This window comes from Nostoc sp. DedQUE02 (assembly GCF_034531035.1).
Taxonomy (GTDB): domain Bacteria; phylum Cyanobacteriota; class Cyanobacteriia; order Cyanobacteriales; family Nostocaceae; genus Nostoc.
This window is the reverse complement of the sequence record NZ_JAVRBY020000002.1, coordinates 349,764-364,695: the sequence shown is the minus strand read 5'-3', so window position 1 is coordinate 364,695 and position 14,932 is coordinate 349,764. Positions and strand designations below refer to the sequence as shown.

At 40.7% G+C, this 14,932-nt stretch carries 13 protein-coding genes; 7 read left to right on the top strand and 6 right to left on the bottom strand.

Annotation, left to right across the window (positions count from 1 at the left end; translation table 11 throughout):
• Window positions 1-540: 540 nt before the first annotated feature.
• From RMX98_RS04020 to RMX98_RS04010, 3 genes are read left to right on the top strand one after another with little or no spacing between them, the layout of a single operon-like run.
• Window positions 541-1,989, top strand: coding sequence for an NB-ARC domain-containing protein,Caspase domain-containing protein (locus RMX98_RS04020; RefSeq protein WP_409881071.1), 1,449 nt, complete (start codon window positions 541-543; stop codon window positions 1,987-1,989).
• Complete coding sequence (locus RMX98_RS04015) at window positions 1,983-3,011, top strand: tetratricopeptide repeat protein (RefSeq protein ID WP_409881068.1); 1,029 nt, start codon at window positions 1,983-1,985, stop codon at window positions 3,009-3,011. The genes RMX98_RS04020 and RMX98_RS04015 overlap by 7 nt, the downstream gene beginning before the upstream one ends.
• A gap of 48 nt (window positions 3,012-3,059) precedes the next feature.
• Window positions 3,060-3,317 (top strand): tetratricopeptide repeat protein, encoded by a 258-nt coding sequence (locus RMX98_RS04010; protein WP_409881081.1) that lies wholly within the window; start codon window positions 3,060-3,062, stop codon window positions 3,315-3,317.
• A 755-nt stretch (window positions 3,318-4,072) separates the two neighbouring features.
• On the opposite strand, the gene RMX98_RS04005 is transcribed toward RMX98_RS04010, so the two are convergent.
• The 5 genes from RMX98_RS04005 to RMX98_RS03985 all read right to left on the bottom strand — a co-directional run bounded on the left by RMX98_RS04005 (window position 4,073) and on the right by RMX98_RS03985 (window position 9,922).
• Window positions 4,073-5,446 (bottom strand): alkaline phosphatase family protein, encoded by a 1,374-nt coding sequence (locus tag RMX98_RS04005; protein ID WP_322681434.1) that lies wholly within the window; start codon window positions 5,444-5,446, stop codon window positions 4,073-4,075.
• Between the two features lie 172 nt (window positions 5,447-5,618).
• Window positions 5,619-6,854: a metabolite traffic protein EboE gene (eboE, locus tag RMX98_RS04000; protein WP_322681435.1), complete on the bottom strand. Its 1,236-nt coding sequence runs from the start codon at window positions 6,852-6,854 to the stop codon at window positions 5,619-5,621.
• A 145-nt stretch (window positions 6,855-6,999) separates the two neighbouring features.
• Window positions 7,000-7,932 (bottom strand): UbiA-like protein EboC, encoded by a 933-nt coding sequence (eboC, locus tag RMX98_RS03995; protein ID WP_409881065.1) that lies wholly within the window; start codon window positions 7,930-7,932, stop codon window positions 7,000-7,002.
• Between the two features lie 85 nt (window positions 7,933-8,017).
• The gene (locus RMX98_RS03990; RefSeq protein ID WP_322681436.1) at window positions 8,018-8,953 is read right to left on the bottom strand and encodes a TatD family hydrolase; all 936 of its coding nucleotides are present in this window, start codon (window positions 8,951-8,953) and stop codon (window positions 8,018-8,020) included.
• A gap of 78 nt (window positions 8,954-9,031) precedes the next feature.
• Window positions 9,032-9,922 (bottom strand): EboA family metabolite traffic protein, encoded by an 891-nt coding sequence (locus RMX98_RS03985; RefSeq protein ID WP_322681437.1) that lies wholly within the window; start codon window positions 9,920-9,922, stop codon window positions 9,032-9,034.
• A gap of 469 nt (window positions 9,923-10,391) precedes the next feature.
• Between RMX98_RS03985 and RMX98_RS03980 the strand changes: the two genes are divergently transcribed.
• The 3 genes from RMX98_RS03980 (at window position 10,392) to RMX98_RS03970 (ending at window position 12,551) form a co-directional block, all read left to right on the top strand.
• A complete protein-coding gene (locus RMX98_RS03980; protein WP_322681438.1) occupies window positions 10,392-11,594 on the top strand; it encodes a 3-dehydroquinate synthase in 1,203 nt (400 codons plus the stop codon).
• A gap of 412 nt (window positions 11,595-12,006) precedes the next feature.
• The gene (locus tag RMX98_RS03975; RefSeq protein ID WP_409881078.1) at window positions 12,007-12,246 is read left to right on the top strand and encodes a type II toxin-antitoxin system Phd/YefM family antitoxin; all 240 of its coding nucleotides are present in this window, start codon (window positions 12,007-12,009) and stop codon (window positions 12,244-12,246) included.
• Entirely contained in the window at window positions 12,243-12,551 is a 309-nt protein-coding gene (locus tag RMX98_RS03970) for a Txe/YoeB family addiction module toxin (protein WP_322681440.1), read from the top strand. Before RMX98_RS03975 ends, RMX98_RS03970 begins: the two co-directional genes overlap by 4 nt.
• A gap of 1 nt (window position 12,552) precedes the next feature.
• Here RMX98_RS03970 and RMX98_RS03965 read toward each other — a convergent pair whose 3' ends face one another.
• Window positions 12,553-13,251 carry a YdcF family protein gene (locus RMX98_RS03965; RefSeq protein WP_322681441.1) on the bottom strand — a complete coding sequence of 233 codons (699 nt, stop codon included), beginning with the start codon at window positions 13,249-13,251 and terminating at the stop codon, window positions 12,553-12,555.
• Between the two features lie 312 nt (window positions 13,252-13,563).
• Between RMX98_RS03965 and ctpB the strand changes: the two genes are divergently transcribed.
• Window positions 13,564-14,904, top strand: a complete 1,341-nt coding sequence (gene ctpB / locus RMX98_RS03960) for a carboxyl-terminal processing protease CtpB (RefSeq protein WP_322681442.1) — start codon at window positions 13,564-13,566, stop codon at window positions 14,902-14,904.
• The last annotated feature ends 28 nt before the right edge of the window (window positions 14,905-14,932 follow it).

Below are 14,932 nucleotides of genomic sequence, written 5' to 3'. Positions count from 1 at the left end.
ATAATTAATCTGACTACTTAACAAGTATTGGCAATAGTTAAGTTTAGTAAATCTCATAAACTACAAGATTTATTTTATGTATCCTCAACTAATTTTCTCATGATTTAAAGAATATTTGACACAGCCGATTACTGTTACTAATTTCAGCAATGGCCTATGGGTCAGCCACTTTATATAGTACATAAATACTATAAAATAGCGATCACGCTGTGCCAGTTGCGTAAGTCCTGAGGGAAAGGAGTTAGGGACTTTTTTAAAAGTCGAAGATCCCCCCTAACCCCCCTTAAAAAGGGGAGAAAAGAAACTTTAAAAGCTCTCCTTTTTAAGGGGGGAAAAGAAACTTTAAAAGCTCTCCTTTTTAAGAAGGGAAAAGAAACTCTAAAAGCTCCCCTTTTTAAGAAGGAAAAAGAAACTCTAAAAGCCCCCCTTTTTAAGGGGGGTTGGGGGGATCTCCAAAGACTCAGGTGCTTCAAGAAAGGTTTGAAAACACGCCCTAGTGGGTTAGGTAATTTTCCCCATCACGTGAGAGGCTAGGTCATCATGCAGTTGATGGCTAAACCCGATCGCACTTTTGGGTTAATTGTGGGTATTGAAAAGTACCACGAAACTGCTTGGAATGTGCCAGGTGGAGGGCCAGCCGATGATGCGCTGAAATTTGCTCATTGGCTGCATCGGCGCGGTGTACCGAAGGAGAATATTCGGTTATGTTTATCAGCGCTGGAAGAAAATCAGCAGTTAATTGGGGAATGTGGGTTAACTGTAGAGTTAGCAACAGAGCAAAATATCTCCGACATTGTGACTAACTTTTTATCCCCAAAGTCGGGGGATTTACTCTACATTTTTTGGGCGGGACATGGTTTGATTACCTCAGAACGAGAGCGTCGGTTGCTTTGTGCTGATGCAAATATACAGAATTGGCAGAATTTAGATTTAAATTCTTTATTAGTTTTGTTAGGTTCCGATAAATTTCAGATTCGGAATCATATTTGTATTATTGATGCCTGTGCCAATTATGTTTTAGAGTCGAAGGGAAGACCAACGAATTTAGGTGGCAAAGCTTTTTTAAGTGGTCAACCAAAGCAAGATAGTCAACAATTTGTGTTACTGGCTACGCGAGAAGGAGAGCAAGCTAAGGTAAATTCTGAAAATAAAACAGGATACTTTTCTCAAGCTGTGAGAGACGCTTTTGCCGCAGCTAATGGGACTTTTCCCCCGAACATGAAGGAAGTCACTGAGGCAGTTAAGCAACGATTTACCAGTTTAGAAAAAAAACAACTGCCGACTTATTTTTATTCCCGAAGTTGGGATGGAGATATTGAAAAATCTCATTTCAACCCGTTTGATATCCCGCATAATATCCCACAGAGTCAAGCTCGTAAGTTTGTTGGCAGGGATGAGCAAATAGAACAATTGCATCAGCTATTGCAAGTCAATGATGTTGTAGTAATTAGCGATGTGATTGGACAAGGTGGCGTGGGTAAAACAGAGTTAGCTATTCAATACTCATGGCAATATTTGGAAGATTATTCTGGTGGGTGTTGTTGGTTAAATCCCCAAGGTATTGATTTGGGAACCCAGTTAGTAGAGTTTGGAGTTGTGAATTTACCCAACTTTAATCCGCCGGATGGTTTAAGCCTAGCAGGCCAAGTTGGTTATTGTTGGAAGAATTGGCAAACTGGTAAAGTTCTATTAATATTTGATGATGTCAAAGACTGGATGCAAATTAAACCTTATCTACCACCTAAAGGTTCTCGGTTTAAGGTGTTAATTACCACTCGTCTAAATACAGGGTTAGCATATCCATCACTGCCGTTAGGTAAATTGTCAGCAGATGCAGCCTTAGAATTATTAACAACCTTGCTGGGAAAAGATAGGGTTGAGAAAGAATTAGAATTTGCTAAGGGACTTTGCCAATTTGTGAATTATGTACCTGTTGGACTTTACCTAATAGCAGGACTGCGGCAAGAGCCAGGGAGCAAATCATGCTAGCAGATATTCTCGCACAGCTACAAAAGCAAGCAACAGGTGGCGAGTCTGGTGTCGCAGCAGCTTTTGAGTTGAATTGGCAAAGCTTGGAACCAGAAGCGCAAAAATTGGCAAGTCTTTTGAGTTTGTTTGCTTTGGCTCCTATCCCTTGGTCTTTGGTAGAATCAGCAGCAAGTGTTAGCGATTTGGAATTTGACTTAAAAGCTAACCGCACTGTTTTAGTTGAGCGTTATCTCCTGCAAGAATTGGCAGAGGACACCTACCAAGTTCACGAACGCATTCGGGAATTATTGCAGCAGAAGTTAGAAGAGTTAGCCCAAGCAGATGAACTTAAGCGTGGCTATTGTCAAGCAATGGTAGCCGTAGCAAAAGATATTCCTCAGACACCCACATTGATAGAATTTGCTGAAGCAACTCTAGCTATCCCCCACATTGAAGAAACTGCTACAGTTTACCAACCTTGGTTAAGTGATGATGATTTAATCTCGCCTTTTTTGGGCTTAAGTAGATTTTACAAAGGTCAAGGAGCCTATGAGCAAGCTTTACCTTGGGGTGAAGAAAGTTTATCAGCTACTAGAGAGCGTTTAGGAGAATCACACTTGAATGTGGCATCGAGCCTGAACAATTTGGCAGAACTCTTCTATTTGCAGGGAAGGTACAACGATGCCGAACCTTTGTTAATTCAAGCTTTGTCCATGAGAAAACACCTGCTGGGGAATGAACACCCCGATGTAGCAGAGAGTTTGAACAATTTGGCTGTACTCTACAAATTACAGGGAAGGTACAGCGATGCGAAACCTTTGCACATCGAAGCTTTGTCCATGAGAAAACGCCTGCTGGGGGATGAACACCCTGATGTAGCAAATAGCCTGAACAATTTGGCAGTACTCTATTATTCACAGGGAAGGTACAGCGATGCCGAACTTTTGTACGCCGAAGCTTTGTCCATGACAAAAAGCCTGCTGGGTGATGAACACCACGATGTAGCACAAAGCCTGAACAATTTAGCAGAACTCTACAAATAACAGGGAAGGTACAGCGAAGCCGAACCTTTGTACATCGAAGCTTTGTCTATGAGAAAACGTCTGCTGGGGGATGAACACCCCGATATAGCAAACAGCCTGAACAATTTGGCAGTACTTTACAATTTACAGGGAAGGTATAGCGAAGCCGAACCTTTGTATATCGAAGCTTTAGAGATCGCTGAACAACGGTTGGGAGCAAATCATCCCAATACAATAACCTGCCGTGAGAATTTGGAAGACTTGCGTCGGGATCGTCAGTCTTGGTTCAGGAGAATGGTTGCTTTTGTCTCCCGTTGGTTTCAGTAATTTAGGTAATCTGCACCGACTGTATTACCCGCCTGAGATTCAAATCCTAGTCTAATAAGTAAGCAAGATAATTAATTACACAATGTCATTGCAAATGCAGTGAAGTAAAATAATGCGATCGCAATGCCTAAAACTACTTCTCTAGGATATGCTTTACGAATGGTGCGATCGCAATGGCTGTTAATATTTTTGTTTATCTACTTAATGAGCCTCTAAACTCCATTAAAGAGTCTTTGATACTCATTAATGAGCCTCTGAACTTCATTAATGAGTCTTTGATACTCATTAAAGAGCCTCTGAACTTCATTAATGAGTCTTTGATACTCATTAATGAGTGTTTGATACTCATTAATGAGCCTCTGAACTCCATTAAAGAGTCTTTGATACTCATTAATGAGTCTCTGAACTCCATTAATGAGCTTCTGAACTCCATTAATGAGCCTTACTATTTCAGATTACATCCGCCAGTGGTAAGTAAGTGGACACAATTATTTAGAAGACGCATTTCGACACTTCGACAAGCTCAGTGACCACTGCGCTCAATGCTCGATCCTTGAGAAGACGAGGGTTGAGTTTCGACTACGCTCAACTTCCGCGTAGTCGAAACTCAACTTCCGCGAAGTCGAAACCCGGCAAGCTCAAGTTAGGTTTAATTTAGTCCTTCTACTTACATACTCGATATAATTATGAATTACAAGGAATTTTTTGGTATTTTGGTAAGATGTAGAAACGATATATCGCCTCTATACTGCCTTTTAGGTATTTAAATGTTTGAGAATCAACGAGCAAACATCTGTCGCTTCAATTTGATGTTCATTAACGAGGTGAGTTTGATGGGTGATAAATAGAGGCCCTTCGTCTGGAGAAGTGGTAATGTTACCGTGAGAGCCACGCACCAGGGAAGCATCCAGAGGGATCACATCCATTAAGTAGCGAAAACCTAGTTGTTTCTTGAGTAACTTGAGAGCAATTTTTCCTTGAGGAAATTTTATTTGCGGATCGAGGAAAAGTTCTACAGGATCGTAACCAGGTTTGCGGTGGATATCTACAGTTCTAGCAAAATCAGGTGCTTTCGCATCATCGAGCCAATAATAATAGGTAAACCAAGCGTCAGATTGTGCGATCGCCACTAACTCTCCCGATCTAGGATGATCGAGGTGGTAGGCTTGTTTACCCTCTTCATCCAATACCTGCGCTACGCCTTCAGTCGCTTCTAAAAGCGATCGCACTTTCGGGATATACGCCGGATCGTTCACATATACATGAGCAATTTGATGATCGGCAACAGCAAAGGCAATGCTAGCACCAAAATCGAGCAGTTCTCGCCCTAATTCTTCTCGCACAGCAATTAAACCGTTTTCCCGTAGTACGCGGTTTAAATCCACAGCTTTAGAAACTGGAGTAATGCCATACTCAGAAAGAATAATTACCTGAGTATTGCGTGCTTCAAAATATTCAATTAAATCCCCACAAACAGCATCAATTTCTCGTAAATCTGCTTGAATCTGTGTTTGATTGTTACCAAATTTTTGCAGACAGTAATCTAAATGTGGTAGATAAACTAGTGATAATGTCGGGCTGTAGCGTTCCTCAATCCATTTGGCGGAATTGGCAATCCATTGACTAGAACTAATGGTAGTTTTTGGCCCCCAGAAATCGAACAGAGGGAAATTTCCTAAATCAGATTGAATTTGCGATCGCACATCACTAGGATGGGTATAAATATCAGGGAATTTTCTCCCATCTGCGGGATACATCGGGCGCGGCGTAATTGCATAATCTACTGAAGAATACATGTTGTACCACCAAAAAAGGTTGGCGCAAGTAAAGTTTGGATCGATTGATTTAGCTATTTCCCAAATTTTGGGAGCTTGCACTAGTTTATTAGACTGCCGCCAAAACTTTACTTCACATTCATCACGGAAGTACCAACCATTAGCGACAATTCCATGTTCATTAGGCAATTTTCCTGTTAAATAAGTAGCTTGAACCGAACAAGTTACAGCAGGTAGAACTTTTTTAATGGGAGCCACTTGCCCTTTATCAGCCCAAGAAGATAAAAACGGCGTATTTTCTCCTAGTAAGCTGGGCGTTAATCCCACGACATTTAAAACAACTGTTTTTTTCATAAACTTAGTTTCTTCTTAATTTGCAGCGAATTCCTTTAGAGGATGTTTGAAAAGTTTTCTTCTCGGTAACAAAACGTTCTAGATCCCCCTAAATCCCCCTTAAAAAGGGGGACTTTGATTCTGGTTCCCCCCTTTTTAAGGGGGGCTAGGGGGGATCGGTTAGTGCCTAAAATCACAGCCAACCACTTTTCAAACAACCTCTTAATACCCACTCATATTCTCGCTGAATAGAAGTCAGTAAATCTATCTTCATTTCTGATGGCAATACATCCCAAGTGTAAGTCTCAATTTCTAAATGTGAACAAGCATTATTTGTCTGAAGTAGCTGTAAAACAGTAGCAATATCATCTTGGGTAGATTGCAAAATTTGATAATCATGAATAAAAATTGGGACATGGAAGTGAGTGCGCCATTCTTCAGCTAAAGATTGCTCTAAATGTGGTAATGCAGTTATTAAGTCAGGATAGTGATGAAGTGTACCATCGCTGCGACGTTCTATTACCTGATGAAGATAAGTAGATTCAGCAAAAGGACGTAAGCGTTCAACTATCAAACTACGTTTATCAACCTCAGCAGGTATTTTTACTTTAATTGCAGCGCTGATTTGAATTTTGCCAATCTTAATTCCTGCCGATTGCAAACGTGTAAATACAGATTGTGGTTCCTCATATTCAACTGAAAAATGACAGGTATCATAACAAAGCCGAACGTGTTCTAGCAATTTAGTCTCTGCTAAATCCTGCTCAATATTTAACTTCTCTGATAAATAATTAGCACCAATGGGCAATAACCAATTTTGATAAAAATCAATTACTTCTGAGGTGTTTTCAATTAAACCATCAGGCTCAGGTTCTAAATCAATATGAAGGATCTTGCCTGTTTCTTCATGGATGCGAATCATTTCTACAACAACTGATGCTATATTCAAACAACTCTTTTTTAGAACCGTTTCAAAAGTTGCTTGGTCTTTTATCCACCAAGGTTTATAGGATAATGGTAGTGTAGAAATTCCGCCATCAAGTCCTTGGGGTAATAGACTAGCTAAAATGTGTGCCAAGTTTAATGTATAATTAGCTCGTTCTTGTGTAGACCAATCTGGTGCATAAACTTGGTCTTTTACTACTTGTCGATGAAATCCACCATAAGGGAATCCGTTTAAGGTGAAAACATATAAATCTTGTTGAGTTAGCCAAGCTTGAAATTGAGCTAAGTTATTACTTTCTAAAAGTTCTTTTGAAGCAACATCTGCTAACCTCAAGCCAATCCCAAAAGGTTCGGTAGGCGATAAACGTGATTTGAGTTCGGGAATATACTTTTTTAAATTATTGAAAACCTCTAGCCAACTTTCACCAGGATGAATATTGCTGCAATAAGTTAAGTGAAAATTATTGTTTTTTGTAATTTTCATTTTCTAGCTTTATCCTTTGTATATGTAATTTGTTTTCTTTGATTAAACTATTTCACAAAATACCTGCTACATATTCATGGTTAGGGGCGCACATCTATGCGCCCCTATAGCCAATTTATGGTGTTACTGGGTGTATACATTCAAGTTAAGTAACAGCAAATACTTTTGCTAACTTCATCGAAAATGGTAGCAAAATTAGAACGAATAAACCGTAATACAAACCAGCAAAACCAGAGGCAACGGTTGCATCTAATACTATTAGAGATAAAACGCCTATTCTCACAGCATTTCTGATATTTTCAGCTATTGGTTCGCGCGCCGCTTTGATAAAGTTAGGCAAGATTCTGATAGCTAAGAAAATAGCGAATGGTAGGGCTGCGATCGCTCTATACTCTTCTAATAATCCTAAAGCTAAAACTGCTGTCAAAACTATTGCAATTAGAAGTAGCGCGAGTACTCCCGTAATCTTCTTTCCTCCATGAACTTCACCCTGACTAATTGCGGTGATAGCAGCAATATAAAGAACAGGAATCAGCGCTAAATACCAACGTTCTCCGATGATTTCGGGTACAGCACTTACACCTAATAATAAGTTACTGCCACGACACAAACCCATATTTAAAGGACCGAAAAAAGGATGATGTTTGGCAAGTGAGTTATAAAGGAGGCATGAAAGAGTAATAAATGTTGCGATCGCAGCACTCAACAACGATACTTGAAAAGCAGCTATAATCCCGATTGCAAACAGTATACTCCCCAATAAAGTAGCATTTTGGCGAGATACGCGACCACTAGGAATTGCCCTCTTTGGTCGTTCTTTGGCATCTAATTCGGCATCGAAAACGTCATTAAAAACTATACCGCCACCGTATAAGCCAGTTGTAGCTAATAACAACCAAGCTAATGGAATTAGTATGGAAAAACTTGCTTCTCCATTCATTAATTGAACAAAAATAATCCCAGAACCAGAAGCAGCAAAACCTAGAAGAATATCCGCCCAAGCAGTAACAATATTAGCAGGACGCATCAATTCCAGATAACCCCGCCAGCTTTGAAAATTTAAGCTTGCAACATTCACTTAGCTGCCCCCCTGCCTAATAATTACTCAAAACAAACCGTATATTGATGAACCAGATGTCTATACACTCCTCACGGCCAATGTTCTACTCAATCAACACAAAATCTGAAACTGATTTAATTCCTGGTTCTTGTCCCCGTAGCACAGAATTACCACTGAACATTTGACGTTGATCGATAGATTGAGGATTGAGCCAGTCTGATGCTTTCATTTGCCCAGTTTGACTGTAAGCAGCTAGGGCATTTTCATAACAAACTGCTCGTACATGATCTTCAGGAATGCCCCTATCTAACATCAATTGAGCCGTTTTTGGGACTGCCAAAGGATCGCTAATACCCCAATCAGCACTACTATCTACAATGATGCGACGAACGTTATCACGTCCCGCTACGCTATCGCATCCATACTTACGGACAACTTCAACCATCCGGGCGTTACCCATCTTCGTCTGTGGGTAAATCGTGAAAGCCGCCCAAAAACCTCGTCCTAATACTTCTTCAACAGTTTCTTCGTTGTTGTGATCGATAACTACTTGTGAAGGATCTAAGCCATATTCAATACAGCGATCCATACTCCGACTAGCACCCGCCTTTTTATTGCGGTGAGGAGTATGAATTAGTACCAACATATCGAGCTCTTTGGCTAATTCTAACTGTTGACAAAAGTACTTATCCTCTGCTTCTGTCATATCGTCATAGCCAATTTCACCAATAGCAACAACTCCTTCTTTACAGGCATAAAGTGGTAGCAGTTCCATAACTTCAGCTGCTAGCGCTTCGTTATTAGCTTCTTTCGGATTTAGGCCGATTGTGCAGTAGTGTTGGATGCCAAACTGACTAGCACGAAACCGTTCCCAGCCTACAAGACTACTGAAATAGTCTTTAAATGAGCCGGCGTTAGTTCGGGGTTGTCCTAACCAAAAGGCTGGTTCAATAACGGCGACAATTCCATATTCCCGCATTACCAAGTAATCGTAAGTAGTACGGGAACACATGTGAATGTGAGGATCGATATACATCATGGTTTTAATGATTGGGGATTGGGATTAGGGGAGAGGTGACAGGTGATAGAGAATAATCTGTAACCTATAACCTGTAACCTATTCCCTTTTATTTGTAAACAAAGAGGCATCGCGGCTAAAACTGCTCCAAGTCAGATTACCTTGTTGAATGGATGACTGTAAATCTGGGTAATGAGAAAGTAATGCTTGCGCTTGAGGTAAAGGAGACTCAGCACAAGCTAAAGCTGCTGCTTCTTGCTCGTGTATATCCCCATTAGCTAGTACTTTTTCCAAATCTGTGATGATGGCGCTATCGGCAAACCGTCCTACAGATCGCCAAAGTTCTGGCGTAACTGAGCGTTTAGCTGCCCAACGTTCATGGGCGTAGTCTGCCAACATTCTCGCCAATTCTGGATTAGCACGCCGATCTAGACCCCAAATTAGATGTAAAGGACTGCCGACAAATATAGCCTTCAGTACCATCTGATTCCAAGCAGCATTATCTAAATAATTCGCTGGATAAGGATTACGTAGCGCTATGGCTTGAAATACATTGCTCATATTGCTACGAATTCCCTCAGCAGTACGATGCCGATGTAACTCTGGATGTGGTAGGAACGGCAAACTTTGATAAAGGGCAACTAACTCCCCCATATCGGCGGTGGAGAAGACTTGATCGAGCGATCGCACATAGCCTTCAGCATCATCGTGGGGCAAAGCTAAAAGCAAGAGTGTCCGACCTGCTTGATCTACACTCCAATTACCAGGATACCAGCCGGGAATCAGATCCTCTGCTGCTTCCAAGTCCTGGAATGTTAGCTGCAAATCCTGTTTACCTAGATAACGCGGCACAGCACTAAAAGCCGTAAAAAACACTCTCTCAGCAGCGCCGCTAGCAATCTGTGCCTGCTTCTGTTCCAACCAAGTAAAAGCTTTCTCTGAAACAGACTTTAACAGCCAGTGATGCAGTAATTTGTTTACTTTATTCATGATAAATTCAGGATAAGTTGCCCAACTTCTTTGTGACAACTAAGTATAAAATATAGCATTAAACCTGGTACTTTGGCTTTGAAGCAGTTAGATAATATCTTACTAGGATCGTAACTTCACTGAATCTATAAAAATCTCCTGACTTTAAAGAAGATACTGTAAAGATAGCATTTTGATTAGATAAATCCTCAAATTATCTTACTGAAAAAATTAGAATTTTATGTAATCATGATCCCCATTACTAACCTCAGATATAAAGTGTAGGCATTAATATAAATTGTAAATTAATACTATTTGGAACTTTATATGTTAATTAAAGACAGTTGAAAAGTATAATTAATTTAGTAAATAGATTTGTTTAGTAGTTCATTAAGAGTTTGAATTAGTAAATTTATTTTGTCTATTTACTATTGATTTTAATTGCAATAGTGTATCTATTTACAGTTACTTAAAAAGTAATAATATTCAAATGGCTATTCAACAAAAAAGCGCTCTTAATCTACAACCAATTAACCAATGTGTCCGTGTTACCTTCAATTATGATGTTCACTTCACTAGAGGTTTATTTGAATTAGATAATCCTTTACTTGCACAAGCGATCGCCGCACATGGAGAGACAACTCCAAAACAAGTGCTACCAGTGATAGATGCAGGATTTTTACAGTATCAAAATGGGCTGTTAAAAAAATTATCAGCCTATGCCCAATGTTATGAAAATGTATTAACACTAAGCGGTGAACCGATAGTAGTTCCGGGTGGAGAAGCAGTCAAGAACGATTCTAGATTTATAGAGCAAATTCATCAGCAGATCAATACAGCTGGATTATGCCGTCACTCCTACGTCCTAGCAATTGGAGGTGGAGCCGTCCTAGACATGGCAGGATACGCAGCAACAACGGCTCACCGAGGAATTCGGCTACTACGAGTACCTACAACAGTATTAGGGCAAAATGATTCGGGTGTAGGAGTGAAGAACGGAATCAACGCCTTTGGTAAGAAAAACTTTTTGGGTACATTCATGCCACCTTATGCTGTCTTGAATGACTTCGATTTTCTTACTAGCCTCGACGATCGAGATTGGCGATCGGGTATTGCAGAAGCGGTAAAAGTAGCGTTGATTAAAGATGCAGATTTCTTCGATTTCATTATGACTAATGCCGAGAAATTGGCTAATCGAGACATGGACATAATGGAAAGGTTAATCTATCGTTGTTCTCAGTTGCACTTAGAGCATATTGCTGGTAGTGGCGATCCCTTTGAAATGGGTTCATCGCGTCCTTTAGACTTTGGACACTGGGCTGCTCACAAGCTGGAACATTTAACTAATTACAGCCTACGTCATGGTGAAGCTGTTGCGATCGGCATTGCTTTAGATACAACCTATTCATATTTAACAGGGCAACTTTTACAATCTGAGTGGCAAAGAGTTCTAACTACACTCAAAAAATTAGGCTTTACTTTGTACGTATCGGCGCTGACAGAGCAATTAGATCGACTAGATCATCCGCATTGTTTGTTTCGGGGGCTTACCGAGTTCCGCGAACATTTGGGAGGAAAATTGACAATTACCCTTCTACAAGGAATCGGAGAGGGAATAGAAGTTAACCAGGTGGATTTGTCTTTGTATAAAGATGCTATTTTGATGCTGCAAGATTGGGAACTTTTGCATTGATTATTCATTGAAATAACAAGCTCAGAAGGGGAGAGTAAGATTTTCTTCACCTTTGCCTAATTGTGGTTATTTTATGCAAATATAGCGCTTAATTTTTCAAGCTATCGCTACTTCGTGGTTCCAAATTGCAAAATACTTTTTAGTTCTTCTTCTTCCTTGAGAACGTGGTAAAGTTCCCAATTTTGTTGGAGATTTAACCAAAACTCTCAGCTATTTGCGAAGAATTTTGATAACCTTCTTGCCGTACTAGGTGTAACACCTCGCTTTTGATTTACAAGCTCATTTATTCGCTGATAAGGAACGTGAAGTGAAATTAGCATGATGATACGGTTATCATCCTACAAAAAATCACTTTGTTTTTTTGTAGGATGAGTAAACTAAATTAAAGTTATCGTGAGTTAAAAAAGTTATGATGTCTTCGCTTTCCGTCAACGACGCTCAAAATAATTTGCAAGAGATCATCGACCAAGTTGCACAGGGTAAACCTGTGATCATTCGAGGCGATCGCGGTAATGCGATTCTGCTTGCAGAAAAAGATTGGTCTGCAATTCAAGAGACTCTTTACTTATTATCTGTCCCTGGAATGCGAGAATCTATAAAAGAAGGACTAGCAACCTCGATCCAAGAATGTGATGAGGAGTTGGATTGGTGAGTCAGCAAGCTTCTGAGGAGCCACTTGCAAACCCCGAAGCAGCGAGTTGGAGGTTGATTTATACAAAACAAGCGCAAAAAGACGCGAAGAAATTAGCTTCTAGTAACTTAAAGGAAAAGGCCGAAGAATTACTCGCAGTCCTTAAAGAAAATCCTTTTCAAAATCCTCCACCTTATGAAAAGCTGGTTGGTGACTTATCAGGTGCTTATTCTCGGAGGATAAATATACAGCATCGTTTGGTATATGAGGTCATCGAATCCGAGCAAGTAGTCAAAATAATTCGGATGTGGACACATTACGAGTAAGTTATCTCCTCAACCCTCCTTGGTGTTCGCAATGAAAACCTCGATGCTCCCAAGCTTGCATATCTACATCAGTAAGTTTTGTGACATTTGAGCATTGCGGTTGAATAATTTGACTTAAAATCGCCCAAAATAAGCTGCGCGTTACATCTAATCCAGTTTTAGTCCAAGATTCTTGATTACCAGGAACACCCGACTCATGAACGATCTGTGTCTCTACCCAAATACCATGAGCGCCAAAAAGAACCTGTGCCATCCATTTAGCTCTGGGTAAATGACTTGGCGAGGTAATCAACATGACTTTATGCACTCCCCAACGGCGCAGAATTGGAATACCATAATAAAAATTTTCAAAGGTAGAATTCGCGCAGTTTTCTAACCAAACGTTTTGTAACTCTGCTAATTCCGCCTCAAAAATTAACCGTATACAGGGATTTGGGGAACCATGAGAAATTAAAATTGGGGTTTGTGGGTATTGTTTTGCTAGTTGAGCAACATAAGTTTCTCGACGAATACTGCCACCAAGCACAAAGAAGGCATCTAGTGGCTGTGAAGAAGCAAAAACTAAGGTTATAGTAGTAAAAATCAGCCAAACACCCAGGACAACGTACAATCCACCACTGAGTTTTTGTAACAATTGCCACAGATTAGTAGATTTTTTTTTAATAGAAATTAATGATTTGATGGTAAATTTGCGTTTCATGACTTAAGTAAGAAAAACTGATTTTATTGCTGTATAACAGTACTGCAATTCAGTGAGCAAAGTGCTATCTTATAAAAGTAATCTAGAATGCAAAGATGACGCTAATAAAAGTGTCACACGCTCAGTATAGCCTTCCGGAGTAGACTAACAAACTGAGAAATGATTGTTAATAACTAATGCGGCATTTTTGGCATCATTTAAGGATAAAAATGATGAAGGAGCATAGTTGATTCTGGGGTATAAAAACTTAAAAATTTCTGGAAAGCCTGATTGCTAAACTGTCAACAACACAATTATTCCAGCTAAGTATACATGAACCAATCTGCGAAAAGTTACTCACCGCTCCAAGTAGCCTTGATTGGTGGAGCGATCGCCACAACTGCTACGATGTCTGTATTCGGCCCCGCTTGGACTCGTGGTGTCCGTGCTGCTCTAGCCCTACAAGACAGCCCCAAAGTGATAGTTGACCAAGTTTGGCAACTGGTGAATCATGAATATGTTGATGGTAAATTTAATCAACAAGATTGGCAAGCAACCAGACAAAGCCTGTTGAGCAAAGACTACTCTTCTAAGGAAGAAGCTTATGCTGCCATCCGTGAAGCTTTACAAAAGTTGGGAGATCCTTACACTCGGTTCATGGACCCTCAACAGTTTGAAGCTCTGACTAGTCAAACATCAGGGGAAGTCTCTGGTATCGGCGTTCGGATGGAAGTGAACGAAAAAACTCAGCGCCTCACTGTTGTCGAAGCCATAGAAAATTCTCCGGCGCTCAAAGCTGGGATCAAAGCAGGCGATGAAATTTTGGCAATTGACGGCAAATCTACTCTCAAAATGAAAGTGGATGATGCTTCTAAGCTAATCCGTGGTAAAGCAGGTAGTCCCATCAAGCTACGACTGGGACGGGCGGGTCAAAATGCCTTTGATTTGAAGCTGACAAGGGCAAGTATTGAAGTGCCAACGGTACGTTATACGCTCAAGCAAGAAGGAAATCGCCGCGTTGGCTATATCCGTTTGCGGGAATTTAGCGCCCACGCCGCAGAGCAAATGCAACGAGCCATCCGTGATTTGAACACCAAGAAAGTTGATTCTTATGTCTTGGATTTGCGGGGAAATCCTGGCGGTTTGTTGCAGGCAAGCATTGAAATTGCTCGGATGTGGTATAACGACGGCGGAATTGTCAAGACAATAGACCGTGTAGGCGGCACTGAGGAAACTAAAGCCAATCGCACTGCTTTAACAAATCGTCCTTTAGCTGTCTTAGTCGATGGTAATTCAGCTAGTGCTAGCGAAATCCTCACAGGGGCGCTCAAGGATAATAAGCGGGCAGTAGTCGTTGGTGGTCAAACCTTTGGTAAAGCCTTGGTGCAGTCAGTTCATGAACTTGCAGATGGTTCCGGCTTGGCTGTCACCATTGCCCATTACTACACCCCGGCAGGAACGGATATTAACCATAAAGGGATTGCCCCAGATATCAAGCTAGACTTGACAGAAGCACAAGAGCGGCAGTTGGCTTCTAATCCAGATTTAATCGGAACAAAGAGCGATCCGCAATATGCCCGTGCGATCGCAATTCTCTCAAATAACAACTTTGCCCAGCCACCGGCAAATCAGCCCACTCGACCCATGAGCCGCGCCGATAACCTGAAATTTTAAGTGAGTGATTTGTTACCAAGTGTTCATA